The organism is Streptomyces sp. NBC_00122 (assembly GCF_045160845.1).
Taxonomy (GTDB): domain Bacteria; phylum Actinomycetota; class Actinomycetes; order Streptomycetales; family Streptomycetaceae; genus Streptomyces.
On the sequence record NZ_CP108191.1, the window covers coordinates 5,377,550 to 5,402,133 of the forward strand.

Annotated in this window: 18 protein-coding genes; 12 read left to right on the plus strand and 6 right to left on the minus strand. The window is 74.3% G+C overall.

Annotated features, from left to right (window positions below; genetic code table 11):
- Positions 1–7: 7 nt before the first annotated feature.
- The 3 genes from OG737_RS24905 to OG737_RS24915 are packed head-to-tail and all read left to right on the plus strand — an operon-like array spanning position 8 to position 2,998.
- Positions 8–1,924 (plus strand): HAD-IIIC family phosphatase, encoded by a 1,917-nt coding sequence (locus tag OG737_RS24905; RefSeq protein WP_405921991.1) that lies wholly within the window; start codon positions 8–10, stop codon positions 1,922–1,924.
- A complete protein-coding gene (locus tag OG737_RS24910; protein ID WP_328928374.1) occupies positions 1,911–2,147 on the plus strand; it encodes a phosphopantetheine-binding protein in 237 nt (78 codons plus the stop codon). Before OG737_RS24905 ends, OG737_RS24910 begins: the two co-directional genes overlap by 14 nt.
- The gene (locus OG737_RS24915; RefSeq protein ID WP_328928375.1) at positions 2,144–2,998 is read left to right on the plus strand and encodes a 4'-phosphopantetheinyl transferase superfamily protein; all 855 of its coding nucleotides are present in this window, start codon (positions 2,144–2,146) and stop codon (positions 2,996–2,998) included. The genes OG737_RS24910 and OG737_RS24915 overlap by 4 nt, the downstream gene beginning before the upstream one ends.
- A 45-nt stretch (positions 2,999–3,043) precedes the next feature.
- Here OG737_RS24915 and OG737_RS24920 read toward each other — a convergent pair whose 3' ends face one another.
- Both OG737_RS24920 and OG737_RS24925 read right to left on the minus strand, forming a co-directional pair.
- Complete coding sequence (locus tag OG737_RS24920) at positions 3,044–4,084, minus strand: LuxR C-terminal-related transcriptional regulator (RefSeq protein WP_328928376.1); 1,041 nt, start codon at positions 4,082–4,084, stop codon at positions 3,044–3,046.
- Between the two features lie 393 nt (positions 4,085–4,477).
- Entirely contained in the window at positions 4,478–5,206 is a 729-nt protein-coding gene (locus OG737_RS24925; RefSeq protein WP_405921992.1) for a 4'-phosphopantetheinyl transferase, read from the minus strand.
- Between the two features lie 290 nt (positions 5,207–5,496).
- Between OG737_RS24925 and OG737_RS24930 the strand changes: the two genes are divergently transcribed.
- The 4 genes from OG737_RS24930 to OG737_RS24945 all read left to right on the plus strand — a co-directional run bounded on the left by OG737_RS24930 (position 5,497) and on the right by OG737_RS24945 (position 11,038).
- Positions 5,497–6,342, plus strand: a complete 846-nt coding sequence (locus OG737_RS24930; protein ID WP_405677876.1) for a metallophosphoesterase family protein — start codon at positions 5,497–5,499, stop codon at positions 6,340–6,342.
- Between the two features lie 146 nt (positions 6,343–6,488).
- Positions 6,489–9,194 carry an AAA family ATPase gene (locus OG737_RS24935; RefSeq protein ID WP_328928379.1) on the plus strand — a complete coding sequence of 902 codons (2,706 nt, stop codon included), beginning with the start codon at positions 6,489–6,491 and terminating at the stop codon, positions 9,192–9,194.
- Positions 9,195–9,448: 254 nt separating this feature from the next.
- Entirely contained in the window at positions 9,449–10,405 is a 957-nt protein-coding gene (locus tag OG737_RS24940) for a polyprenyl synthetase family protein (RefSeq protein ID WP_328928380.1), read from the plus strand.
- Positions 10,406–10,468: 63 nt separating this feature from the next.
- The gene (locus OG737_RS24945) at positions 10,469–11,038 is read left to right on the plus strand and encodes a DinB family protein (protein WP_328928381.1); all 570 of its coding nucleotides are present in this window, start codon (positions 10,469–10,471) and stop codon (positions 11,036–11,038) included.
- A 41-nt stretch (positions 11,039–11,079) separates the two neighbouring features.
- Here OG737_RS24945 and OG737_RS24950 read toward each other — a convergent pair whose 3' ends face one another.
- The 4 genes from OG737_RS24950 to OG737_RS24965 form a co-directional block, all read right to left on the minus strand.
- Positions 11,080–12,804, minus strand: a complete 1,725-nt coding sequence (locus OG737_RS24950) for an AMP-binding protein (RefSeq protein ID WP_328928382.1) — start codon at positions 12,802–12,804, stop codon at positions 11,080–11,082.
- A complete protein-coding gene (locus OG737_RS24955; protein ID WP_328928383.1) occupies positions 12,795–15,017 on the minus strand; it encodes a LuxR C-terminal-related transcriptional regulator in 2,223 nt (740 codons plus the stop codon). The genes OG737_RS24950 and OG737_RS24955 overlap by 10 nt, the downstream gene beginning before the upstream one ends.
- A 78-nt stretch (positions 15,018–15,095) precedes the next feature.
- The gene (locus OG737_RS24960) at positions 15,096–17,681 is read right to left on the minus strand and encodes a BTAD domain-containing putative transcriptional regulator (protein WP_328928384.1); all 2,586 of its coding nucleotides are present in this window, start codon (positions 17,679–17,681) and stop codon (positions 15,096–15,098) included.
- Positions 17,682–17,686: 5 nt separating this feature from the next.
- Positions 17,687–18,694 (minus strand): AfsA-related hotdog domain-containing protein, encoded by a 1,008-nt coding sequence (locus OG737_RS24965; RefSeq protein WP_328928385.1) that lies wholly within the window; start codon positions 18,692–18,694, stop codon positions 17,687–17,689.
- A gap of 253 nt (positions 18,695–18,947) precedes the next feature.
- On the opposite strand from OG737_RS24965, the gene OG737_RS24970 reads away from it, so the two are divergent.
- The 5 genes from OG737_RS24970 (at position 18,948) to OG737_RS24990 (ending at position 24,441) form a co-directional block, all read left to right on the plus strand.
- A complete protein-coding gene (locus OG737_RS24970; protein WP_328928386.1) occupies positions 18,948–20,333 on the plus strand; it encodes an MFS transporter in 1,386 nt (461 codons plus the stop codon).
- 101 nt (positions 20,334–20,434) lie between these two features.
- Positions 20,435–21,421 (plus strand): AIR synthase-related protein, encoded by a 987-nt coding sequence (locus tag OG737_RS24975; RefSeq protein WP_328928387.1) that lies wholly within the window; start codon positions 20,435–20,437, stop codon positions 21,419–21,421.
- A 169-nt stretch (positions 21,422–21,590) separates the two neighbouring features.
- Entirely contained in the window at positions 21,591–23,225 is a 1,635-nt protein-coding gene (locus OG737_RS24980) for a hypothetical protein (RefSeq protein ID WP_328928388.1), read from the plus strand.
- Positions 23,222–23,782 carry a hypothetical protein gene (locus tag OG737_RS24985; RefSeq protein ID WP_328928389.1) on the plus strand — a complete coding sequence of 187 codons (561 nt, stop codon included), beginning with the start codon at positions 23,222–23,224 and terminating at the stop codon, positions 23,780–23,782. The genes OG737_RS24980 and OG737_RS24985 overlap by 4 nt, the downstream gene beginning before the upstream one ends.
- Positions 23,779–24,441: a DUF3558 family protein gene (locus OG737_RS24990; protein WP_328928390.1), complete on the plus strand. Its 663-nt coding sequence runs from the start codon at positions 23,779–23,781 to the stop codon at positions 24,439–24,441. Before OG737_RS24985 ends, OG737_RS24990 begins: the two co-directional genes overlap by 4 nt.
- Positions 24,442–24,584 lie beyond the last annotated feature (143 nt).

Sequence of the window (24,584 nt, forward strand, 5' to 3'; positions counted from 1 at the left end):
GGCGTCGATGACGACGGGACTGGACCGGCTGCGCGACCTGCGCACGCGGGGCCTGCTGGAGAAGGAGTACGACCAGGTGCCGGCGCTGCTCGCCGACGAGAGCGGACCGGGCGGCGCGGGCACGCCCGCGGGCGCCGCCGCCGGGGCCGCGGCCGGGCGGCTGCTCGCCGGGCTCGACCCCGACGCCGTGCTGGCCCACCATCCGCGGACACCGGTCGTGACGGTGGCCGTCACAGGCCAGTCCACGGTCGGGCACGTCGTCGATCCCCTCACGGGTGAACTGGCCCGCCACGGACTGCTGTTGCGTCCCGTCCTCGGCGAGCACGGCACCTATCTGCGCGACCTGACCGGGCCCGGCGGTGACCTGCGGGAGGCAGCACCGGATCTGACGCTGTGCCTGCTCGACGCGGAGACCGTGTTCAGCGAGGTCCCCGCGGTGTGGCGGGCCGAGGACGTCGAAGCGGCGGGCGAGGAGGTGCTGCGCCGGTGCGCCGCTCTCGCGGACCGCGCCCCCGGCACCCTCGTGCTCAACACCGTCCCGCTGCCGCGCGCCTACAGCCACCAGCTCCTCGACCACCGCTCCCGGGCCCTGCTCGGCGCCGTGTGGCGCGAGTTCAACGCCCGCCTGCTGCGCCTCACCGGGTCCGCCACCCGCCTCGTGGTGATCGACCTCGAACCGCTGGTCGGCGAGGGCGGGCCGGTCACCGACCAGCGCCTGGCGCGCTACGCCAAGGTGCAGCTCGGCGCTGAACTCCTCGCCGCGTACGCCCGCGAGGTCGCGCACCTGGCGCGCGCCCTGCGCGGAATGACCCGCAAGTGCCTGGTGCTCGACCTCGACAACACCCTGTGGGACGGGGTGCTCGGCGAGCGGGGACCCGACGGCGTCGCGGCGGCCGGCACCTTGCGGGGAGAGGCCTTCGGAGCATTCCAGAAGTGCGTCAAACAGCTCGGATCCCAAGGCGTGCTCCTCGCGGTGAGCAGCAAGAACGACGAGGGCCCGGTCCTCGCGGCACTGCGCGGCCATCCCGACCTCGTGCTGCGCGAGGAGGACTTCGTACGGATCAACGCCAACTGGGAGCCAAAGGACGGCAATCTCGCCGACATCGCGGACCGGCTGGACATCGCCACCGACGCCCTCGTCTTCGCCGACGACTCGCCCGCCGAGCGCGCCCAGGTGCGCTTCGGCGCGCCCGAGGTGGCCGTCGTACCGCTCGACGAGGAGCCCGCGCTGCACGTGACCCGGCTTCTCGCGGACGGCTGGTTCGACACCCTGCGGCTGACCGACGAGGACCGGGCCAGGACCGGCGAGTACCACAGGCAGCGCGAACGCCGGGACCTGCACGAGAGCTCGGGCTCGCACGAGGAGTTCCTGCGGGCCCTCGGGGTCAGGGTGGACCTCGGCCCGCCCCGGCCCCACGAGTTCGCCAGACTGTCCCAGCTGACCCTGCGCACCAACCAGTTCAACCTCACCGGCGGGGGACACCAGGAGTCCGAGCTGGTGTCGCTCGCCGCCGACCCGGACCGGCACCTGCTGCTGGCCGCCCGCACCGCGGACCGGTTCGGCGACAACGGCTTGGTCGGAGCGGTGCTGGGGACCTTCGCCGACGGGGCGCTGCACCTGGACAACATGTGGCTGAGCTGCCGTGTGCTCGCCCGCGGCGTCGAACAGGTCTGCCTCGCCGTGCTGCTGGGCCGGGCCCGCGACCTCGGGCTGTCCGCGGTGACGGCCCGGTACGTACCCACGGCGCGCAACCACCGCGTCCGTGACCTCTATCCGTCCTGCGGCTTCACGCGGGCCCGGTCCCGTGCGGCCGGGGACGGGGCGGTGGAGTTCCACCACGATCTGGCGCGGGTGCCCGACGTCCCCGGCCACGTACACATCACCGAATCCTTTGGGGGAAGGCCGGCGGATGAACCTCGATAGCGTCGACACGTTCCTGCGGACGGTCCGCGACGACCTCGGCCTGGAACTCGACATCCCCGCGGGCGCGGACACCGCTCTGGTGAACCTGCCCGGCTGGGACTCACTCAACCTGCTCCGGCTGCTGGCCCTCCTGGAGGAGTCGGGCCACCGGGTGCCGGTGCACCGTCTGCTGGAGGCGCACAGCCTCCGGGACATCCACACGCTGGTGAAGGAGTACGGATGACCGCCCCGGGCAGCCCCACGCTCGGTCCGCCGCTCGGTGCGCCCGTCGCCGTGGTCCCGGGAGGGGACTCGTGGGACCGGGTCAGGGACGACCTCGCCACCCACGGGACGGCGCTGGCCTACGCGTGGCTGAAGGACCTGGAGCCCGTCCTGCCGTCCGGCGACGGCCTGCGCGAACTGCTCGGCCGCGACTGGACGCGGTACCTCGACCTGACGCACGCCGACGTGCGCAACCGGTACATCGCCTCCCGGATGCTGCTGAAGTACGCGGCCGGTGCGGTGCTCGCCAGCGAACCCGCCGACCTGGAACTGGCCTACGGGCCGACCGGCCGCCCGTACCTGCGCGGCTGCGACCAGATCGACATCAGCCTCAGCCACACCGAGGACCTGCTCCTCGTGGGGCTGACGACCTGCGGCCTGATCGGGGTGGACGCGGAGCGCGCCGACCGCGAGATGTACGGCAGCGGTCTGGGCCGCCACATCTGCACGCCCTACGAGCTGGTGCTGCTGTCCGGGATGCCGGAGGAGGAGCGCAACGGCGCGCTCGTGCGGCTGTGGACCCTCAAGGAGGCCTACAGCAAGGCCATCGGCCAGGGCATGCAGTTCCGCTTCACCGAGTTCGGCTTCGGTCCCGACGGCAGGCCCGTACGCGTCCAGCGGCCGGACGGGACGGCGGGCACCGGGGACGAGTGGATCTTCCGGACCTTCCCGCTGGATGGGGGCTACGTCGTCAGCGCCGCGGTCTACGACGCGGGCTTCGGCCGGCTCCAGGACGCCCATGTCACGACGATGCTGGACCAGGACTGCGTGGACGCGATCACGGAGGCGCTGGAGGAGGACCCGGGGCGATGACCGCCGCCGGGTTCAAGCGCCTGGGGAGCCGGACACCACGGAACGTCAGGTTAAGGAGGACGCCGCCGTACCGCCGGAGAGTATCTCCTGACGCGCGGCGTTGTAGCCGGCCTGGAAGCGGCTGGTGGCTTCCAGCTCCTCGGTGATCTCGGCGATGTGGCGGCGGCAGGTGCGCACCGACATGCCGAGCCGCCGGGCGACCATCTCGTCCTTGTAGCCCTTGGTCATCAGCCGGATGATCGACCACTTGAGCTCGTCGGAGGAGGCGGGGGACCGTTGGGACTCCACGACGTACGGGGACGCGCCGTCCCACAGGTACTCGAAGACGGAGCACAGGAACGCCACGAGCGTGGGCTCGCGCACGATCGCCGCCCCGGGCGCGCGGTCCCGGGAGGATCGTTCCGGCAGGAAGGCCACCTCCCGGTCGTAGATGATCAGTCTGTCGATGACCTCGTCGGCGGTGCGGATCTCCGCGCCCTGGAGGCTCACGTCGCGGACGTACGAGCGGGTGGGCAGGTCGTTGCGCGCGGTGTGCTGGTAGATGGTCCGGATCCGGACGCCGCGCGCCAGGGTGGACAGTGCCGACTCCCGCGCCTCTTCCAGCAGTTCCGCGGGGCGTGCGCCGCCGGGCTGGACGGTGAGCAGCTCGCTCTTGCAGTTCTGGCTCAGGTGGTTGAGCATCGCCTGGATCCGGTTGACATCGGTGATGATGTCGAAGGCCTCCAGGCGGTTGCGCAGTCGGCGCCCCTCGAAGTAGAGCGGCGTCAGGGACAGCAGCTTCGCCCGGACGTCGGTCACCGCCTGCTGCAGTTCCCTGATGTGCCGCTCCGCGGGAGCCACCAGGGACGCGGCCGCCACATCGGGTGTGACAGGGGTCAGTTCGGACGGATGCCCCGGCATGGACTGCAGCAGGCGTACCCCGCACAGCACCTGCTCCACCCGCGCGATCTCCGCGGGTGTCAGCGACAGCTCCTCGGCGATCTTCTCGCGTACGAAGCGCCCGCACTCGACCGCGAGACCGTACGCCGCTGCGCTGAGGTCATCAAGCTCGGCGAACCCCGAATCCGGGCCCTCCCCTGCGAACATGCCAGCCCCCACTGATCGGTGTAATTGCTGCCACGTAACTTTACGCCAGCGTGAGGCCCTTGGCGCGAATGATCGATATCAAGCACTCTATTCGCATCACCAGGGACGCCAAAGCCGGAAAAATCGGGCGAAGGCGTGCTGACGGAGTTAATCTCGATCTTCGACTGGGGGAGTCGTGAGGGTAATTTCCGGTAAATTCTCTTCGGTTTACTTGACCTTACTGACGGGTATGGTCATGTCTGTTTTGGGGGTGCAGTTCATGTCGGGCCCGGTTCTGCCGAGCACATCCGCTCTGTCCGTCGGAGTCAGCGGGCCCGACGGGGCCGGCCAGGGGTTCACCGCAGCACCGGAGGACGACCGGTGGGGATGAGGGAACCCCGCGCGTGATCCGGTTCAGCAAGCGCTCCCCGCACGGTGGATGGGGGGAGCGCTTCGCGCTGTCCGGGCCCCGGCGGCCGCCGGCCGCGCGGCCGGCACCGCGATGGCGCTGAGCAGTACGCCGTCGTCCGCCGACCAGCGGCCGCTGAACGCGGCGGGCCCGTCCGGCGAGAGCCACCCGGGGTCCGGCAGCAGCCGGGCGCGGAACGTTTCCAGCCCCGCGTCCACGGTGACCAGGGCGTCGGTGAAGTCCAGCTCCTGACCCGTGAGCGGGAACCACGTCTTGTAGACCGCCTCCTTCATGCTGAAGAGCAGCCGGTCCCACGCGACCTCCGGCACCGCCCGGGCCAGCTCCCGCGTGCGGCGCAGCTCCTGGGGCAGTGCGATCGACTCCAGCACCCCGTCCGGCAGCGGAGCGTTCGGCTCCGCGTCGATGCCCACCGCGGTGAACTCCGAGGCGCGGGCCAGGGCCACGCCCCGGTAGCCCGCGCAGTGCGTCATGGACCCCACCAGCGAGGCGTCCCACTGCGGGACCCCGCGCCGCCCCGGCACCACGGGCGCCGCGGGCACCCCGAGGGTCCCCATCGCGCGTCGGGCGCACCACCGCACGGTCCCGAACTCCGCCCGCCGCTTCGGAACGGCGTTGCTGATCAGGCGTTCCTCCTCCGGGAAGAGGAACACCTCGTCGGGGTCGACGGTGGACTCGGCGGTGGCGACATCCGATGGCAGGAGCTTCGTGAGCACGGCATTCCCTCGGGTCGATGTGTCGGTCTGACAGCTCCCACGCTGCCGCCGCCGCCCCTGCCCGGGCCAGGGACGAAGGCCCGGCCCGCCCCGATCGGCCGCCGCGCACCCGGTTTCCTCCCAGGCCACTGCCATCCGCCGCCCCCGCCGGCCGCCTCCTGCCGGGAGGCTGGCACCGCCCCCGCCGACATTGCCATCCGCCTGTCATGCGCCGGGGTCCGTGCCTCCACCGGCGGTTGAGGGGATGGGCAGGGGTGTTCACCGCGAGGTCCGTCGCCCATCCTCACGGAATGCCGCACGGAAACCTCATGGGCATCAGCGACCTCCACGTCTCATTCCGGGAGAATCGCCGGATCGTCGAGGAGCTGAATCCGGACAGTCCCCACGACTGGCTGATCGTGGCCGGTGACGTGGGCGAGTCTCCCGATGATCTTCGATGGGTGCTCGGCCTGCTCACCAGCCGCTACGCCACCGTGGTGTGGGCGCCGGGAAATCATGATCTTTGGACCCTGCGGGACGATCCGGTGCCATTGCGCGGAGAGGCACGCTACCGGCACCTCGTCGAGATCTGCCGCTCCTTCGGCGTGCACACTCCGGAGGATCCTTACCCCGTCTGGTCGGGGCCGGGCGGACCGCTCGTCGTCGCCCCCCTCTTCCTCCTGTACGACTACACCTTCCGCACTCCCGGGGCGGCCACCCAGGAGCAGGCGCTGGAGCAGGCCTACGAGGCCGGAGTGGTGTGCACCGACGAGTTCATGCTGCACCCCGACCCGTACCCGTCCCGTGAGGCCTGGTGCCGGGCCCGGGTCGAGGTCACCGAACAGCGCCTCGCCGCCTGCGACCCGGACCTGCGCATGGTGCTCGTCAATCACTTTCCGCTGGTCAGGAACCCGACGCAGATCCTGAGGCACCCCGAGTTCGCCCAGTGGTGCGGCACCGAGCTCACCGCCGACTGGCACACCCGGTTCCGGGCGGCGGCCGTCGTCTACGGCCACCTCCACATCCCCCGCACCACCTGGTACGACGGCGTGCGCTTCGAGGAGGTGTCCGTGGGTTACCCGCGGGAATGGCGCAGGCCGGGCCACCCGCGCGACGTACCGCGCCGGATCTTCCCCGGCGGTACGGCCGGGGATTGATGTCTGGCAACTTCCGGACACCGTGGGGGCGGGATTTCGAGCCTATACTGATCTTGAATTCCCGCTCAAGCAATGCTCGACCATCCCTCTTTCCGATTTTCGCGGTCCTTCCCGGAACGCACGGAAAAGGGACACTGGGGGACCCTATGGTGTTGTTCCGGCGTGCCGAGGAACTATCTCTGTCAAACGCATTGCTCGACGGCTGTGCCGAAGGGAATGCCGGATTACTATTGCTCGAAGGCGCGGTCGGCTGCGGGAAGAGTGAATTCCTGGAGACCGTCGCCGCCCATGCCGAAGCCCGCGGCGCGACGGTCCTGCGCGCCATCGGCACCGCGGCCGAACGGGGCCATCCGCTGGGCGTCCTGCGCCAGCTGGCCGCCGACGCGCCGACCGGCGCCCTCCCGCCGCCTCCGGACGAGGCGGGGCGGGTCGAGGCCATGCAGGTGTTCGCCGCCGCCGTCCGTGAACTGAGCGCCGCCGCACCCGTGGTGATCTGCGTCGACGACCTGCACCACGTCGACGAGCTCTCCAGCCGCTACCTGCTGCACCTGGCGCGCGGCACCCGGCAGGCCAGGGTCCTCCTGGTGTTCGCCGAGTCCGTGCACGAACGCGGCGACGACCCGCTGCTGCGCACCGAACTGCTCCGGCTGCCCCACTTCGTACGGCTGCGGCTCGAACGGTTCACCGCCGAGGCCGTCCGCGCCATGCTGCCGGACCGCACCGAGGCGGAGACCGAGCGGCTGCACCGGGCCAGCGGCGGAAACCCGCTGCTGCTGCGGTCCCTACTCCAGGACCCCCAGGGCCGTCCGGGCGACGCCTACGCCCAGGCCGTGCTCGCCTGCCTGCACCGCTGCGGGCCCGCCACCACCGAACTGGCCGAGGCGATCGCCGTGCTCGACGGCCTCGCCGGCGCCGCGCACCTCGCACGGCTGACGGGCACCCCCGAAGCCGCCGCCGCCCGGGCCCTGGCCGCGCTCGACGCCGCGGGCCTGCTCGCCGACGACGGCGGGCACGGGTTCCGTCACCCGGCTGCGCGGGCCGCCGTACTCGACCGGATGGACCCGGCCGCCCGCCAGGCCCTGCACCGGGAGGCCGCCCTGCTGGCCCGGGCCTCGGGCGCGCCCGACATGGCGGTCGCCGACCAACTCCTCGGCGCACGGCACACCTGCGAGGAATGGGCCCTGCCCGTGCTGCGCTCCGCCGCGGACCAGTACGTCGCCGACGGAGCCCTCGAACAGGCCGCGGCCGTCCTGCAACTCGCCCGGGAAGCCAGCCCCGATGACGCGCGGCGCGCCGAACTCGCCGTCAAACTCAGCGTCGTGGCCGGCCGCACCGACCCCGCGGCAGCCGAACGCCACCTCCGCGAACCCCTCTCCGCCCTGGCCGCCGGAAAGCTGGCAGCGCACACCATGGGCCCGCTGGCCAGGGTGCTGGCCGCCCAGGGCCGGATCGACGAGTCGGCCGACGTACTGGAACGGCTGGCGGCCGGCAGCGGGCGGCACCCGGGTGCGGAGCGCAGGCAGGGGGACATCCCCGGGGACGACCCGCTGGACGGACTCTCCGCCTTCCCCCAGTGGGCGGCCTCCACCCGCCGCTGCACACCGGCCGAGGCCGGACCGCCCCCGGCCGGCCGTACGGCCAGGACCCCCGTCCACCCGGCGGCCCTGTGGGCGCTCCCGGTGGAGACGGAGGAGGGCGCCGCCGCCCATGCCGCCGAACTCTTCCTCCGGGGCGCCACCCTCGCCGAAGGCACCGTGGAGCCGGTGGTGCAGGCCCTGCGCACCCTCCTGTACCTGGACGGCGCCGGGCGGGCGCTGCCCTGGTGCGAGTCCTTCCTGCTCCAGGCGACCCAGCGCGGGGCCACCGGCTGGCAGGCCGTGTTCGGCGGCCTGCTCGCCGAGGCCCGGATGCGGCAGGGAGACCTCCGGGGCGCGGCCCAGACCGCGGAAGGCGTCCTGCGGACCGTACCCGCACGCGGCGGCAGCGTCCTGCTGAGCGCGGTCGCCGGCACCCTGGTCCGGGCCTGCACGGCCATGGGCCGGCCCGAGGAGGCGGCGGCCGTACTGAGCCGGCCCGTCCCCGCCGAGCTGACCGGGAGCATCCACGCTCTCGGATACCTCCGCGCGCGGGGCCAGTACGCCCTCGCGACCAGCCGGTTCCACGCGGCGCTCGGCGACTTCCTGGACGTCGGCCGCCACATGAAGCGGTGGGGCCTGGACCGGCCGCGGCTCCTGCCCTGGCGCACCGACGCGGCGGAGGCCCTGCTGAGGCTCGGCGAGGCACGCCAGGCCGAACGGTTCCTCGCGGACCAGCTCAGCGGCCGGGACGCCGCGGACCCGTGGGTGCGCGGCATGTCCCTGCGGCTGCGGGCCTCCCTGCGGGAGCCGAAGGAGCGCCAGGCGATGCTCGCCAAGGCGGTGGACGATCTGCACCGCTCGGGGGACCAGTACGAACTGGCCCGTGCCATGAGCGACTTCGGCCAGGTGCTGCGGGAGCTCGGCGAACCGGCACGCGCCGCCATGGTCAACCGCCGCGCGTGGCACGTGGCCAGGGAGTGCGGAGCCGAGTCCCTGTGCGTGAAGATCCTCCCCGGCCACACCGGTGACGGCGTCGAGGCGGGCGAGACGGCCGAGACCCCGCACGCCGACCTCGTCGCGAGTCTCAGCGAGTCGGAGAAGCGGGTCGCCCTGCTCGCGGTGCACGGCCACACCAACCGTGAGATCGCCCAGAAGCTCTACATCACCGTGAGCACGGTGGAACAGCACCTGACCCGGGTCTACCGCAAGCTGGAGATCCCCGGCCGGCAGGCGCTCCCGGTCGACTTCCACCTGGGCGTCGCCGAGTTCGTCTGAGTCCGGGCCCGGGTCGGGGCCCGGACTCGGGTCGGGGTCCGGGCCCGGTCCCGGCCAGGGCCAGGCCGGGAGCGGGAGCGGGATAGCAAGGTCATGGCAAGCCCGCCCGCTCCCGGCCCACCCCTGGCAGACAACTGGCGCACTTGACCCCCTCCTCCCCCCGGTTCCGCTCAGGTGAGCCCTCCCCGCTGGCCCCTCGCGAGCCACGTGCGCGACGGTTCGGTCATGAGCCGCAGCCCACCAGGGAGGGCACCATGACCACACCCACGCACGACCAGCCGTGGCGCACGGCCGCACCGGGACAGGTGCGCGACGCCATGCTCGACCGGGTCGAGGAACGCCTCGCCCGACTGCTCGCCGAGGAGCACCGCAACCGCCGTACGCCCGACCCGCGCAGCGCCGTCCTGGTGGCCGGCGTCGCCGAACTCGTCCAGGCCGGGGCCGAGCGGGCCCACCCGGTCATCTGCCTCACCGGATACCTCGCCGCGGGCGGCGATCCGGACAGCGAGGACGCCGTGGCCGCGGCTGCCGCGCTCGAACTCCTCGACACCTGCCTGATGATCCGTGAGGACGTCCGGGACAACGCGCCGCTGCGCCGCGGCATCCCGACCCTGCACATCAGCCACGCCGCCGAGCACGAGCGCAACGGCTGGCGCGGCGAGTCCCGCCGGTTCGGAGAGGGGACCGCCGTGCTCGCCGGCGATCTCGCCCTCGCCTACGGTGACCGGCTGGCGGTCCGGCTCCCCCACGAGGTCCGGGAGCTGTGGGACGACCTGCGGACCGAGCGGGCGATCGGCGCGCACACCGAGGCCGCCGCCGCGACCGAGTACCTCGACGACGCCTGGCCGGGGCAGTGCCTGGAGGGCTGCGGCAGCGGCTGCGGCGCGGGCTGGTACGGGCTGCGCCACGCGCTGCTGATCGGCGCCGCGCTGGCGGGGCGGGACGACCTGCGCGAGACGTACGAGGAGTACGCGCGGGCCCTGCACGCGGCCTGGCGGATCCGCGGATTCCTGCGCGGAGGCCCGGGGTTCGACGGCGACGCCCAGTTCCTGCGCGACGTGTTCTTCGACGCGCGGGCCCGGGACGGGGCCGAGGAGACCATCGCCGGGCTCCTGGCGCGCGCGGACGAGGCCGTCGCCGCAGCCCCCGTCGACCCCGTGTGGCGCACCGAACTGGCGGCCTTCGCACGCCGGGTGGCCGGCTGCGAGTGACCCCGGCGGTGACGCCACGTCAACGCGGTAACTCGGTAGCGGGGCATGGCCCCTCGGTCGATCATGGGGCGCATGAGCGACCAACCCGAGCGATGGACCCAGGCGACCGTCTACCCCGACATGTGGACCGATCCGGACGACGACCCCCGCAACAGCGAGCAAGTCAGTCCGGACGGCGAGCTCCCGACGCTGCAGGACTTCCTGACGAACTACCGCATCACCCTGCGGATGAAGTGCGAGGGCCTGGACGCGGAGCAACTGGCCCGCCGGTCGGTCCCGCCGTCGACGATGTCGCTGCTCGGCCTGGTCCGGCACCTCGCCGAGGTGGAACGGGACTGGCGCAACTGGATCACCGACGGTGACCCGCTGCCGAAGCTGTACGGCAAGCGCGACGCGGACTTCCACGGAGCTGTCGCCGAGCAGGCCGTGGTCGACGCCGCGTACGCCGATCTGGAGCGCGAGCAGGCCGCGACCGACGCCGCGCTGGCCGCGCACCCGGATCTGGGCGAGCGGTTGGGGAAGGACAAGATCGCGGTCCGGGAGCTGCTGGTCCACAGGATCGAGGAGTACGCCCGTCACTGCGGGCACGCCGACCTGTTGCGCGAGCGCGTCGACGGACGGGTGGGCCAGTGACGGGCGGGCCCAAGCCCGGAGCGTGAGCCCCGGGACGGGACTCAGTCGGGGGCCGGCCGGGGCCCGCCGGGCCGCAGGCGCGTCAGCCAGCTGCGCAGCGCGCCGCGGCGGACCCGGCCGAGGTCGTCGCGCGGCAGTGCGCCGACGATCTCCAGCCGTGTCGGCAGAAAGGCCTCCGCGACGCCCCGGGCGGTGAGGTGCTCGCGCAGCTCGGCCGGGCCCGGCGGCCGGTCCTGCGCGGTCGGGACCACGACGGCGCAGGGCAGCTCCCCGTGCTCGGGATCGGTGTAGGCGACGACCGCGGCCTCGCTGACCCGGGGGTGGGTCAGCAACTGCTCCTCCACCTCGGCCACCGGCACCATGAAGATCGCGCCGGTCCGCATCCCGGCCCTGGCCAGGACCCGGATCCCGCCGTGCGGGCCGGGCTGCGCCAGGTCTCCCGTGTCGAGCCAGCCGTCGGCCCGCTCCCAGGTGGGCACCGGTGCCGGGGCTCCCTGCCCCCACGTGGCCAGGCAGACCGACGGCCCGCGCACCATGAGCGCCGGCGTCCCGTGCCCGGCGGACACCTCCAGCCCGCGCAGCGCGTGGAAGGCGTCGCCCTCGTCGGGAGTGTCCCCGGTGAGGGCGCCCATGCCGAGTTCCGGGGCCCCCCACACGGAGAGCACCGGTACGCCGAACACCGCGCGGAGTCCGGCGGCCAGCGGCGCGGGGGTGCTGGTGCGGCCGCCGGACAGCACCAGCCGCAGCCGGTCCAGGTCCCGGGGGCGGCGCTGCTGCGTGGTGAGCAGCTCGGAGAAGTAGGCGGGCTCCGCGTAGACCTGGTCCACCCCGGCCGCCGCCATCAGGTCCAGGCACCGGCCCGGATCCCACACGTCCTGGTGGACCCCCGTCCCGCCGACCGCCAGCGGCCAGCACACGGTGTACAGCAGCGAGGCCAGCGAGGTGAGCGGCAGCGTGCTGAGGAAGACCTCGCGCGGCCGTCGGCCCGGGCCGTCGCCCTCGTGCTGGGACGCGATGTTGGCGTACAGCGTGTTGGGGGAGTGCAGCACAGAGGTGTAGGCGTCCCGCAGGCCCATCACGCTGATCAGCAGGGAGGGCCGGTCGGCCTGCCCGCTCCGCGGCCTGCTCCGCCTGCCCGCTCCGGTGCGCTCGTGCGCGGTGCGCCGGAAGTGCGCCGCGAAGTCGACCGCCCCGGTCGCCGCCGCGTCCCCCACGACGACCCGGTGGCGCAGCCACGGCAGGCGCGGCGCGAGGTCCGCGAGGACTTCGGCGTGCGCGTGGCCCTCCCACACGTCGGGCACCACGCAGACCCGGGCCCGGGTGCTCTCCAGGATCCGGTGCAGCCCGTGGGCCCGTACGGTCGGCAGGACCGGCACCGCGACCGCCCCGGCCCGCCAGCAGGCCAGGGTCAGCGCCGCGGTCTCCCACCAGCTCGGCAGCTGGTAGGCGACGGGGTCCCCGGGGGCCACCCCGAGGGAGGTCAGGGCGGCAGCGAACCGGTCGACGTACAGGGCCAGTTGGCTGTACGTGAGGGTGATCAGGCGTCGGCCGGCCGGCCGGTGGGCCCGCTCCGAGACGATCGCCGGGCGCCCGGGCGCGGCGGCGGCCGTACGGTACAGGTCGTCGAGGAAGGTCTCCGGGCGCCACCATCCGGCGGCCCGGAACCGCGCCGCGACCCCGGCCGGCGCGCCGAGGTCCAGGGGCCGGCCGTGCGCGGCGCCGAGGTGTTCCGCCGCGGGGTACGAGGGGCAGTCGGTCAGGCCCACCGGCCCACCGCCCCGGCCACCTGCACCCGCGAGGTGCACCCGAGCCTGCGCATCACCTGGCGGACGTGGTTGACCACGGTCCACTCCGAAATGTCCAGCCTCGCAGCGATATGGCGATTCGTCAGCCCTTCCGACACCAGCAGTGCCACCTGGACCTGCCGCGGGGTGAGCGACGGTGCCTCGGCCACCGCCCCCGTCACCGGGCGGCGCGAGGGGGCGGGAGCCGAGAGGGCCTCCGCCACCGCGGCGGGCGCCCCCATCCGCACCCCCTCGGCCCACGCCGTGGCGAAGTCGGACCAGTCCAGCCGCGCGCTCAGCTCCGTACGCGCCCGCTCGGCTTCGGAGCGCCACTCGTCGGGCACCTCGGCTCCCGTCCCGGCCCGCAGGGTGTCGGCCGCCGCCAGCAGCCGCACCGTGCGCGGCCGCTGCGCGGGCGCCGTGCGCAGCTGGAGCAGCGCGAACTCCTCCAGCAGGTCCGGCAGTTCGGTCCGCTCGCCGATCGCCCCGTACAGCCGCAGGGCCTCCCGCAGCGCCCGGTCGGCCCGGTCCGGATCCTCGCCCTCCAGAGCCAGCGCCGCCGAGGTCCGCAGCGCGCCCGCCAGGCCCCGCCCGTCCCGGATCCGCCGGAAGGCCTCCTCGGCCCGGTCCAGCAGCTCCTGCGCCTTGCGCCGGTCGCCGTCGGCGCGCAGCACGGCCGCGAGCGCCGCCGCCGCCCCGGCCGCGCCCCCGGTGACGCCCATCGACTCCAGCGCGTTCAGCGCGGTCACCAGCACGGCCCGCGCCCCCGGCGGATCACCGGCCTTCAGCAGCGCCGTACCGAGGTGGGCGGAGGCGAGCGCGTTCTGCCGCCGGTCACCGACGGCCTTCCCCAGCGCGAGCGCCCGACGGTGGCGGCGTACGGCCTCCTGCGGATCACCCAGGGCGAGCGCGAACAGCCCGGACATGTCGGCCAGCCGGGCCCGTACGGCCTCCAGCAGCGGGGGCCCCGCCACCTCGGCCGCGCCGTCGCACCACTCCAGCCCCTCCCGCAGCCGCCCCTGCGTCAGCCAGGGCAGCCGGCAGCCGAGCACCAGGGCGGCCGCCGCCTCGCCGTCACCGCGCTCGCGCAGCCGCCGCAGCGAGGTCGTCACGTTCGCGCCCTCGGCGGCCAACTCCCGCAGCATCCGCTCCTGGTCGGTCCCGTTCAGGCGGGGCAGCGAGGCGGTCACCAGCTGAAGGTAGCGCTCCGCGTGCGCGTCCAGCGCCGCGCCGTCGCGACCCGACTCCGCGAGTACCGCGCGGCAGTGGGACCGTACGGGCTCGGTCACGGCCAGCCGCAGCTCCCCCTGCTCCTCACCCACCACGGCCAGCAGACCGCGGTCCAGCAGGGTCTCGACGCCCGCCTCCGCCGACACGCCAGCCGCCGACAGGCCGAAGCCGGGCTCGTACACCGAGAGCCGCTCCAGCAGGGCGCGGACCGGGGCGTCGAGCCCGCGGCAGCTCCACTCGGCCAGGGCCGCGAGCGACCGGTGCCGCTCGGGCGCGTGCGCGGGCCCGCCCGCCAGGACGGTCGTACGGCCGCGCAGCCGGGACGGCAGCAGGTGGGGAGGGAACAGCCGCAGCCTGCGCGCGGCGAGTTCGATGGCGAGCGGCAGGCCGTCGAGGAGCGTGCAGATCTCGGCGACGGCCGCCGCGTTCTCCAGGGTGAGCGCGAAGGCCGGGTCGGCGTCCCGGGCCCGGCGTACGAACAGCGCGACCGACGCCGCCTCGCGCACCTCGTGCGGGTCGGCGGCGCCCTGCGCGGGCACCGGTACGGGCAGCGGCGCCAGGGGCAGCAGCTGTTCCCCGTACACCCCGAGCGGCTCCACGGCGGTGGCCAGCACCACCACGCGCGGATCACCGGCGAGCGCCGCGACCGCCCCGGCGGCCGCCGGGCGCGCCTCGTGGTCACAGCCGTCGAGCAGCAACAGGATCCGGCCGGACTCCTCGGGCCCCCAGCAGGGCAGCGGTTCGTCCCCGGCGGCCCACCGCGCCGCCGCGTCGACCACCTCCACCCGGGCGAACTCCGGGCCGGCCTCCCGCACGGCCTCCGCGGCCAGCCGGGTCTTGCCCACCCCGGCCCGGCCGGTCACCGTCAGCAGCCGGACCGAGGGGTCGCGCAGCCGCTCCCGCAGGGCGGCGGCTTCGAGTTCCCGCCCGACGAGCTCCGTCACCGGGCTGAGCGCTACCGACATGGTTCTCCGTACGTTGCGTAGAGGGCGATCGAATGGGTCAGGGGCCGGGTGGCGCCGGGGGCCGGGGCATCGTGCCGGTCAGGAGCGCACACCGGCCGGCTGGATCCGCCAGAGCCCCGGGCGGATCTCCACGGCCCGCCGCGCGGCGCCGCCACCGCCGGCGGTAGCGGACAGCGCCCGCAGCGAACGTCTGGCGTACACCTCCAGCCGGTGGTCGCGCAGGGCCCCCGCCAGCCGCAGGCACTCGCCGAACCAGGCCCGGGCCGTCTCCGCCCCCTCCGGCCCGTCCTGGGCCAGCGCCAGCAGCGCCCGGGCCCGGCTCGCCTCGTAGTGGCCGCGCGTACGGCCGGGCACCGACAGGGCGGCGAGGGCGGGCTCCAGCAGGGCGGCGGCCTCCGCCGCCGAACCGGCGTCCAGCCGCAGCTCGGCCAGGCCCACCAGGGCGCGGCCCGCCTCCTCCTCGTCGCCCGCCTCCCGGGCGTGCGCCAGCGCCCCCGCATACAGCTCGTGCGCCCGTTCCGCGCGCCGGTACTGCCAGGCCAGGTCGCCGAGCGAGCGCTCCATCCGGGCCTGGGCCGACCGGTCCGCGCACCGCACGGCCGCGTCCAGCGCCAGGGTGTAGGCGGCCTCGGCATCCTCCTCCACCCACCCGCCCGTGGCGTCCGTCAGCCGTACCGCCAGCGCCCACAGCCCGGCCTCGTGGGCGGTCCGCGCCAGCCGTACGAGCCCCCGCGCGTCGGCGTCCGCCAGTCGGCCCGGCTGCGCGGCGGCGGCCGCGTACGCCCGGCACACCCGCTCCGCCGCCGCGCGCCGCACCTCGGGTGCCTCCTCCAGCTCCAGCCGCTCCACCGCCAGCAGCCGCAGCAGCTCCGGCAGGTGGCAGCCGTCGCGGTCCACCGCCAGCAGCCGCTCGTCGGCCAGGGCGTCCAGGGCCGCCGCGGCCCGCGGCTCGGCCAGGTCCAGCGCGGCGGCCGCCTGCCGGGCGCCGAACCGGCCGGGCGGCAGCAGCGACAGCAGGCGGAAGGTCCGCCGCTCGGCCCCGGGAGCCGCCGCATAGGCCTCCAGGAGGCGGGCCCGTACGTCGACATCGCCGGCCCGCAGCGCGTCCAGCCGCCCGCCCTCGTCCCGCAGCCGGTCCGCCAGCGTGGCGGGGGTCCAGTGCGGCCGGGCCGCGAGCTGGGCGGCGGCGGCCCGCACGGCCAGCGGGAGCCCCCCGCACAGCCCGGCGATCTCGTCGACCGCGCCGGGTCCGGGCGCGGGGCCGCCATGCTCGGTGAAGAGCCCGGCGAGCCGCCGCGACTCCTCGGGACGCCACGGTCCGAGGACCACCGGACGGAGCCCCGGGAGCCCGGCGGGCACCCGGCCCGCGGTGAGCAGCAGCGCGGAGCCCGGGGCGAGGGGCAGCAGCGGCCTCACCTGGGTCTCGGAGGTGACGTGGTCCAGCACGATCAGCACCCGGCGGCCCGTCAGGGGCGCCCGCTCCAGCCGGTCGAGGATCTCCGCGCCGGTCGGCGGCGGGCCGGAGGCGCGGCGCAGGTCCAGGAAGACCTGCCCGTCGGGGAAGGCGTCCGCCACGCGGTGCGCGCTCTCCACCGCGAGCGCCGTCTTGCCGGTGCCCGGCAGACCCGTCACCGCGACACAGCCGCCCGCGGGCGCGGCCCGCAACAGCTGCTCCAGCTCGGCGAGTTCGGCAGACCGGCCCGCGAAGCGGGGGTCGGCGGGCGGCAGGGCGCCGAGCGCCGGCGACCAGCCCTGCGTGCCGTCGGCCGGGGCGGCGTCCGTGGCACCCGGTCCGGCGGCCCCGGACCGTACGGCCGAGCCGCTGCCGGCACCGATGCCGCTGCCGGTTCGGGCTCCGGGCATCGACAGCGCCGGATCCCCTTCCAGAATGCGCCGCTGGAGCCGCCGTGACGAAGGGCCCGGCTCTATCCCGAGCTCCTCCACGAGGGTCCGCCGCAGCATCGCGAACACGCGCAGCGCCTCCGCCTGCCGCCCGCACCGGAACAGCGCCACCATCAGATGGGCGTGGAACTCCTCGTGCATCCGGTGCTCGGCGACCAGTTCCTGGAGCTCCGCCACCAGTTCGCGGTGCAGTCCGAGGTGCAGCTCGGCCCGGATGCGCTCGTCGAGCACGGTGGAGCGCACCTCGCCCAGGCGCACGGCCGCGCCGTCCAGCAGCGGCCCGTGCGGGGTGTCCGACAGCACCGGCCCCCGCCACAGCGTGAGCGCCCGCCGCATCAGGTCCGCCGCCGCGCCGAAGTCCGCGTCCCGCAGGGCCTGGTGGCCGCGGCGGGCCAGGTCCTCGAAGACCGCGGTGTCGAGCGCGTCCGCGCCGACGCGCAGCAGATAGCCCGGGCGCCGGGTGACCAGCGACTCCCGGCCGCCGCGCGGATCGGCGCTGCCCAGCGTCTTGCGCAGGTGCGACACGTAGACCTGGAGCGTCGTCGTCGCCGTACGCGGCGGCGCCTCCGGCCAGAGCTCGTCGATGAGGCTCTCCGACGACACGACCTCGTTCGCGCGGACCAGCAGTGTCCCGAGGACGACCCGCAGTTTGGCGGCCTGCGGAGCGTACGAGACCACCGGGCCGCCGTCCGCGGCATCATCCGTACCGCCGCCCGTTCCGCCGCCCGTGACCTCCAGCGGGCCCAGAATTCCGAAACGCATCGTCCTCAGTAGTCCTGGACGACGGACGTGCGGGCCTCGGCCACCGCGCGGCGGCGCTGCGTCAGGGTGAGCGTGACCGGTACGGAGGGCCGCCCCGCGGCGTCGCGCCCCAGCGGCCCGGCCACCGCCACGCAGCGCAGCGGCAGATCGAGGTCCGCCTGCCCGCGGAAGTGCACCTGGCAGGCACCGATCGCGCTGCGGGCCGGGTTCAGCCCGTGCGCCCGTCCCGCGGCGAGCAGCGAGGTCTGGCGCAGTGCCTCCATCAGGTGCAGTCCGGAGAGCTGCCCGTCCTCGCCCGCGAACACGGGGCTGATCTGCCGGGAGAGCAGCCAGGTGCTGATCCGGCCGCGCGCCACGTCGGTCGGTTCGCTGATCACGGTGTTCTCGGGGGCGTAGCGGCCCGTCTCGGCGGAGTCGGCCGGCCGCAGCGGGCCGTCCGGCGCGTCGTCGAGCTCGGGCGCGGCCCGCAGCGCCTGCCGGGAGTGCTCCAGGTGCCTGCGGTAGAGCTTCGGCATGAGGAAGACCAGACCGGCGGCGCCCGTCGCGCACGGGCGGCCGTCGATCACCACCTGCAGGTGGAAGTCGAGTCCGCGCGGCACCTCGTCGACCACGTTCGCCGGGCGGGCCCTGATGTGGGTCTCCATGGGTACGGGGCCGGCGGGGGCCCCGTCCGTACGCCAGGCGGACAGGTCGGTGAGGTCGAGAGTGAAACGGTAGAAGAGACCGGGACGGTCCTCCGGCACGCCGAAGTAGCGGTGGCCGACGAACTCGCCGATCTCGCGCATGGTCTCGGTCGCGATCTGCAGATCGTGGAAGTGGCCCGGGCCGTCGTTGAAGAGCGGATGGGCGGCGGGGGTCGCTCCGACGAGGGTGAAGTTCTCCTCGCCGAGGCTGGGGACGTCGAGACCGTAGTGGGCCCGCGAGGGCGGACGGTGGATCAGGTGCTGGGCCGCCGCGGCCCTCGCGTGGCCGTGGACGGCGGGGGGCGAGGTCGTGCTGTTGTCGACTGTCATGTCCCTCTCCTAACTCTCGCGTCATGGTGGAGCGGCGGTCGAGCGGCCAGCCAGCCGGTGCCGTTGGCAGGAAAGTGCATGGCAGGAACTCATGCGTTCCGCATCCGCCCCCGTCCGTGGTTGTGCGCTTTAGTCACGTCCAAGGGGGACGGCGGACCCTGCACTACGAGAGCCCCGCCCCCGGGATGTCCCCCACCCCCCGGGCGGGGCCTTGCTCCGCGCCCACTCGACCGATCCCGGAAGGGAGCCCCCGATGACCACCACAGGTACCGACACCGTGCGGTCGTCGGAGTCGGCGGAGTCCGCGGATTCCGCGGACGGGGCCGGCCCTGCGGGCCTGCCGGCCCGGCTCCGCTTCGGCTACGCCTCGGGATCGCTCGTCACGGGCACGTTCACCACCCTCCCCGGCCTGCTGCTGCTCCCGTACCTCACGGACACCCTGGGGGTGGGCGCCGCGCTGGCCGGCGCGATCGTGTTCGTGCCCAAGGCCTGGGACGCCTTCCTCAACCCGCTGGTCGGCCGCGCCAGCGACCGCACGCGCACCCGCTGGGGCGCGCGCCGCCCGTACGTCCTGTGCGGCGGGCTCGTGATGGCCCTGGCCTTCGCGCTGACCTTCGCCGGCCTGCTGCCGGGCACCGGCGGCGCCTGGCTCACCGCGGGCGGATACCTGCTCACCGCGACCGCGTTCGCCTTCTTCCTGGTGCCGTACGTCGCCATGCCCGCCGAGCTCAGCGACCGGCACCAGGACCGCATGCGCCTGGTCGGCGGACGGGTTGCCGTCATCGGAGTGGCCGCGCTGGTCACCGGCGCGGCCGGGCCCGCCCTCATCGACGCCGGGGGCGGCGGGCTCGCCGGACACCGGTGGGTGGGCGTGTTCGGCGGGCTGGTCATCGCCCTCGGAGCGGTCTGGGTCTTCGCCGGAACCTCCGGCGCGGGCCGGGGCCGCCCCGTCGGCCCCCGCGCCCTGGAGAGCGAGCCGAGCCTGCGCCGCCAGTTCGCCGCCGCCCGCGGAAACCCGCCCTTCATGGCGCTGCTGCGGTGCGTGGTCGTCCAGTCCGTCGCGACCGGCGTCCTGCTCGCGGGCGCGCCGTACTTCGCCGAGCACGTCCTGCGCGACTCCTCCGGGGTCGGCGCGCTCGTCGCCGCGTTCGTCGCGCCCAACCTCTTGACCATGCCGCTGTGGTCGCGGCTGCGCGCCGGTCGCCACGGATACACCGTCGCCTCCGCCCTGTTCGCCGCCGGATGCCTGCTCTTCCTCGCCGCCCCCGTACTGCCCGAAGGCGCCGTACTGCTCACCATGGCGCTGGCCGGCACCGGCCACGCGGGCCAGCTGCTCTTCCTGTACGCGATGCTGCCGGACTGCATCGCCAAGGACACCGCCCGTACCGAACGCCGACGGGCGGGCGTCCTGTCCGGCCTGTTCAGCACCGGCGAGGGACTCGGTGTCGCCCTCGGCCCCTTCCTCTACGGCCTGGTGCTCCAGCTCTGCGGCTACGTCTCTTCCGGCACGGGCCGGGCCGCCGAGCAGACCCCGACCGCCGCACTCGGCATGCTGGCCGGCTTCGCGCTGCTCCCGGCCCTGGCCACGGCGCTGGCCGTCCTCCTGCTGCGCGGCTACGACCGGCCGGACCGCCCCTAGTGACCCCTCATCAGCCGCAGTGCGACGACACGGGTATGCGGGGCACCGTCCGCGCAGGATGATGGGACGATCATGACTCGCGGGCTTCGGGGGATGCTTTCGTGACGTACACACAGGAGTGGGACACCGGCCAGGTGGGCTTCGGCCCGGAGGTACGGGCCATGATCGAGGAATCGCTCGTCCCCGGCCCCGTCGCCGACCGCGCCGCTTCCCAGGGCGCCGTCCCCGACCCCGCCGTCGTCGTCCGGTCCGGTACGTACGTCGTCGACCCGCCCTTCTTCGGCAACGGGGACATCGGCCGCGTCGCCGTCTGCGGAGCCGTCAACGAACTGGCCGCCACCGGAGCCGATGTCCGCCACATCGCCCTCGGCATCGTGCTGGAGGCCGGGCTGCCGCTGGACCTGGTGCGCAGGCTCACCGCCTCCGTGCGCGGCGCGGCCGCCGAGGCCCAGGTCGCCATCGCCGCGGTGGACACCCAGGTCGTCCGCGCGGGCGAGGCCGACCGGGTCTTCGTCACCGCCACCGCCTTCGGCGTGCCCGGCGGCCCGCCCCTGGACCTCGGCTCGGTCCGGCCCGGCGACCGCATCGTGGTGACCGGGCGCCTGGGCAGCCACGCCGCCCACCTGGTCTCGCTGCGCGACGGGCTCGGCTACGAGCACCACGTACCCAGCGACTGCGCCCCCCTGGGAGGCCTGCTGCGCGCGGTGGCCCCCGACATCCGCCACGCCCGGACGGTGGTCGCGGGCGGCCTGGCGGAGGTCCTGCGCCGGTGCGCCGCGGGCCGCGGCCTGACCCTGCGGGTCGAGGAAGCCGCCCTGCCCGTACGGTACGAGGCCCGCGTGGCCCTCGGCGCCCGCGGCCTCGCCCCCCTGGACGCGGCCTGCGCCGGGTGCCTGTGCCTGTTCGTTGCCCCGGAACGCACCCCCCGGGTCCTGACCGCGCTGCGCGCCCACCCCTACGGCCGCCACGCGGCCGTGGTCGGCGAGGTCACCGCCGACCCCCTGGGCGAGGTGGAGTTCCGTACGCCGGACGGCCGCCTCCACACCCGCACGGTCCCCTCGGGCACGGTCCCCGAACGCCTCCTCTGAACGTGCGGCGCCTGCCGAACGGTGGCCACGGACACCCTTCCGATCACAGGTCACGGCAGCCATAATGCACATCCGCAACTCGCTTAATTGCTCCTTACATAACGGGAGTTCGAGCATCGGGGGATGCATGTCCGCATCGGTACCGTCTGCCGCGTTAGCCACGGACGCCGTGCCACAGCACAGCCGCAGCGAGGCCACCCGGCTGCTGTGCGCGGGCGTCTGGTTCGACAGTGAATTCCGCCGCCGCGTCATCGAGCAGCTGGTCGAGCACGAGGAGCGCCCGATCGCCCCGTCGCTCGGCATCGACGCCCTGCCGGTACTCGCGCACGCGCTCCAGGCCCGGCGCCGGGAGGCGGAGACCGGGGCCGCGCTGCTGGCCCTGTGGGTGCTCTTCATCGGGCTCGGACTGGCCGACGTGGGCTCCCAGACCGTGCTGCCCGTTCCCTGGTTCGTGGCCTACGGGATGGTCTGCTTCGTCTGCTGGACCCTGCGCGGGAGCAGGGGCGCCGTCTTCGGCCTCGGCCGCGGGGTGCTCAAGGAGGCCACTCGGGGCAGGCTCAAGGCGGTGCTGCCGGTCGTGCCGTTCGCCGTGACGACCGCCTACTGGGTGGCCGTGGCCGTCTCGCTGTTCGCAGGCGCCAACGTCGCGGCGGCCGTGGTGTTTCCGGTCCTGATGGTGCTGCCCGTGTGGGCGCACCGGACGCATGTCGTGGCGGTCATGCGCGAGAAGCTGCGCCGCGGCGCCTACGCCGAAATGCCGCGTGAGCGACTCCCGGACACCCCCCAGTACAGGCGCATCGGCGCGGCCATCGACCGCGAGCAGCACGCGAGCCTGACGATCTACGACCCCTTCAGGCCGTTCGTCGGTGCCGGCGAGCCGTACCAGCCGTGGTCGGTGGTCGCGGAACTGAAGGGGAGGAAGGCGTGGGGGGCGGCGCCGAAGCCGGTGGACCCGGCACGGCCGGCCGCCGGCCCGGTGGGCGCCTCTCTGCTCACGGGACGCGAGGTCGTCGAACTCATCAAGCCGCGCCTGGAGGCCCTGCGCGCGTCGGCCGCGGAGACCAGCCGCGACCGGCTGCGCTTCCTCGAGGTCGACGAAGTGGTCTATCTGCCCGTCGGGGTGGCGCGAGGCCGCGTCAGGTACGAGCCCGCCCGGATCCAGGAGCACCTCGACGACGCGGTCGGCGAGGGCGCCGAAGGGCGTCGGCACTTCCTGCGCGTCCGGCTCGGGGCGTGGGACGAACAGGTGGGTATCTCCCTCCTGGTACGCGTCCACACCCAGGGCGGGATGCTGGTCCTGGAGGTCGTACCGCACGTACTCAGCCCGGTCCGCCCGGAGTTCAGGTCGGTGGACGTGGTCGCCGCCCGCGGCGAGGGGAGCGGGCTGCGTGACGCCGTCATCGCCGTGCTCACCAGTCCGGCGGCGGGAGTCGCAGCGGGAAGCTCCTTGGTCAGTACCGCTCTGTCCGTCTTCCGCACATGGCTCACCCTCCCGCAGCACGCCCTTCCCGACGGACCGGTGACCTCGGTGCGGGAACTGGGGAGCGTGAAGGAGGTCTCGCTGTTCCAGGAGATGGACATCAGCCGGTACGTGCGGACGCTGCAGGACCGCATCGCGAGCGGTGTGCAGGAGGCGCTGCGCACGAAGGGCTACGAGACGGGTGAGTTCGAGCAGTACGTCGTCAGCGTGAGCGGGGGCGGGGTGTTCATCGGGTCGATGAGCGGCGGAGCGGTCGCGACGGGTGAGCGCGCCTCGGCGAAGCACGGGGACGCGGCGGCCGTGAAGGGGGGCGGGCGGTCGTGACCTCGGGGGAGCAGGAGCCGCAGGAGGGCGAGGAGCGGGCCGGCGAGCCGGTCGCCCCGTCTCCGGGAGGAATCAGCATCGGCGTGCTGACCGGCGGGGCGGTGGCAGCCGGGGAGGGCGCGAGCGCCGAGGACCGCTCACGGCGCTCCGGCAGGCCGGAGCCGCCGGCCGCCCCGCCCGAGGTGCCCCGGGCGAACCCCGGAGGCATCGCCATCGGAGCCATGACCGCAGGCGCGGTGGCCGCGGGCCCGAACGCCAAGGCCCTGGACGCCTCCGAGCAGTCGGTGGGTGTGCCTCCCGAACTCCGTACGGCCATGCGCACCCTGCGTGAGCAGTTGAGTCTGCTCAGCCCCAGCGACGAGACGTCCGAGCTCGACGCCCGGCTCGCCGAGGCCGAGGAGGAGGCCGGCGCCACGGGGCAGGTGCGGTGCGATCGTCTCCAGTGGCTGCGCGAGCGCCTCGATCTCGGCTCCACGGCCGCGGCCGGGCTCGCCTCGGCGGCGGCGGTCGTACAGCAGATCACGCAACTCCTGGGGAGCCAGGGGTGGCCGGCATGACCGAATGGGACGAGGACAATCAGGCCTGGGTGGAGCCGGAGACCCCGGACGGGCCGCCACCGGGAGAGAGGTCCCGGCGCGTGGCCATCGTGGTGATCGCCGGGGCCCTGCTCTCCGTGGCGGCCGGGGCCGGGATCTGGGCGGCGGTGCGGGGCGACGGCGACGACCCCCCGGACCTCTCGCACGCCTTGCCGGGCGTCACCCTCCCCGGCGCCACCCGGTCGGGTCCACCGCAGACCACGCGGCCCGCGTCCACGGCGCGGTCCACGCCCGGTGTCCTGGCCGACCCGTGCGAGGCGGTCGACAGCGCCACGGCCAGGCAGTGGAAGCTGTATTCGCCCGAGCCCGACAGGCGCGACCAGGTCCCGATGAGGGTGTGCAGCTGGACGTGGCTCGGCGCCGGGAACTCGACGACCGCCACGTTGTCCGTCATGTACACCAAGGAACTCCCCATGGAACCGAAGCCGAAGCCCACGTCGGTTGCCGGGATACCGTCCGCGATGGTCAGCGGCAACGACAAGGGCTGCGTGATCCTGTGGCCCGCGTCGTACGGGGAGGTGATCGTCATGGCCCAGCGGGGCGACGGAGAGCTGACGCGGCACGTATGCGAGATCGCCGCCGACTTCGCCCGAGCGGTGGCTCCCAGTGTGCCGGACTGACCGGCAGGACGCCTGGGTGCCAAGTCCGTTTGCTGAACAGTCGGTTGATACACCCATGAGTCACCCCGCGGCGGCATATGCTCGGACCGCTCGTACGGACGCATGCACGCACGGACGTCCGTACGCACGCGCGTCCGAACGCC

What these genes read in the sequence shown, in the direction of transcription:
- OG737_RS24905 (WP_405921991.1), top strand. Translation starts at nt 8, where the DNA reads ATGACGACGGGACTGGACCGGCTGCGCGACCTGCGCACGCGGGGCCTG.
- OG737_RS24910 (WP_328928374.1), top strand. Translation starts at nt 1,911, where the DNA reads ATGAACCTCGATAGCGTCGACACGTTCCTGCGGACGGTCCGCGACGAC.
- OG737_RS24915 (WP_328928375.1), top strand. Translation starts at nt 2,144, where the DNA reads ATGACCGCCCCGGGCAGCCCCACGCTCGGTCCGCCGCTCGGTGCGCCC.
- OG737_RS24920 (WP_328928376.1), bottom strand. Translation starts at nt 4,084, where the DNA reads ATGTTCGCAGGGGAGGGCCCGGATTCGGGGTTCGCCGAGCTTGATGAC.
- OG737_RS24930 (WP_405677876.1), top strand. Translation starts at nt 5,497, where the DNA reads ATGCCGCACGGAAACCTCATGGGCATCAGCGACCTCCACGTCTCATTC.
- OG737_RS24935 (WP_328928379.1), top strand. Translation starts at nt 6,489, where the DNA reads ATGGTGTTGTTCCGGCGTGCCGAGGAACTATCTCTGTCAAACGCATTG.
- OG737_RS24940 (WP_328928380.1), top strand. Translation starts at nt 9,449, where the DNA reads ATGACCACACCCACGCACGACCAGCCGTGGCGCACGGCCGCACCGGGA.
- OG737_RS24945 (WP_328928381.1), top strand. Translation starts at nt 10,469, where the DNA reads ATGGGGCGCATGAGCGACCAACCCGAGCGATGGACCCAGGCGACCGTC.
- OG737_RS24955 (WP_328928383.1), bottom strand. Translation starts at nt 15,017, where the DNA reads ATGTCGGTAGCGCTCAGCCCGGTGACGGAGCTCGTCGGGCGGGAACTC.
- OG737_RS24960 (WP_328928384.1), bottom strand. Translation starts at nt 17,681, where the DNA reads ATGCGTTTCGGAATTCTGGGCCCGCTGGAGGTCACGGGCGGCGGAACG.
- OG737_RS24965 (WP_328928385.1), bottom strand. Translation starts at nt 18,694, where the DNA reads ATGACAGTCGACAACAGCACGACCTCGCCCCCCGCCGTCCACGGCCAC.
- OG737_RS24970 (WP_328928386.1), top strand. Translation starts at nt 18,948, where the DNA reads ATGACCACCACAGGTACCGACACCGTGCGGTCGTCGGAGTCGGCGGAG.
- OG737_RS24990 (WP_328928390.1), top strand. Translation starts at nt 23,779, where the DNA reads ATGACCGAATGGGACGAGGACAATCAGGCCTGGGTGGAGCCGGAGACC.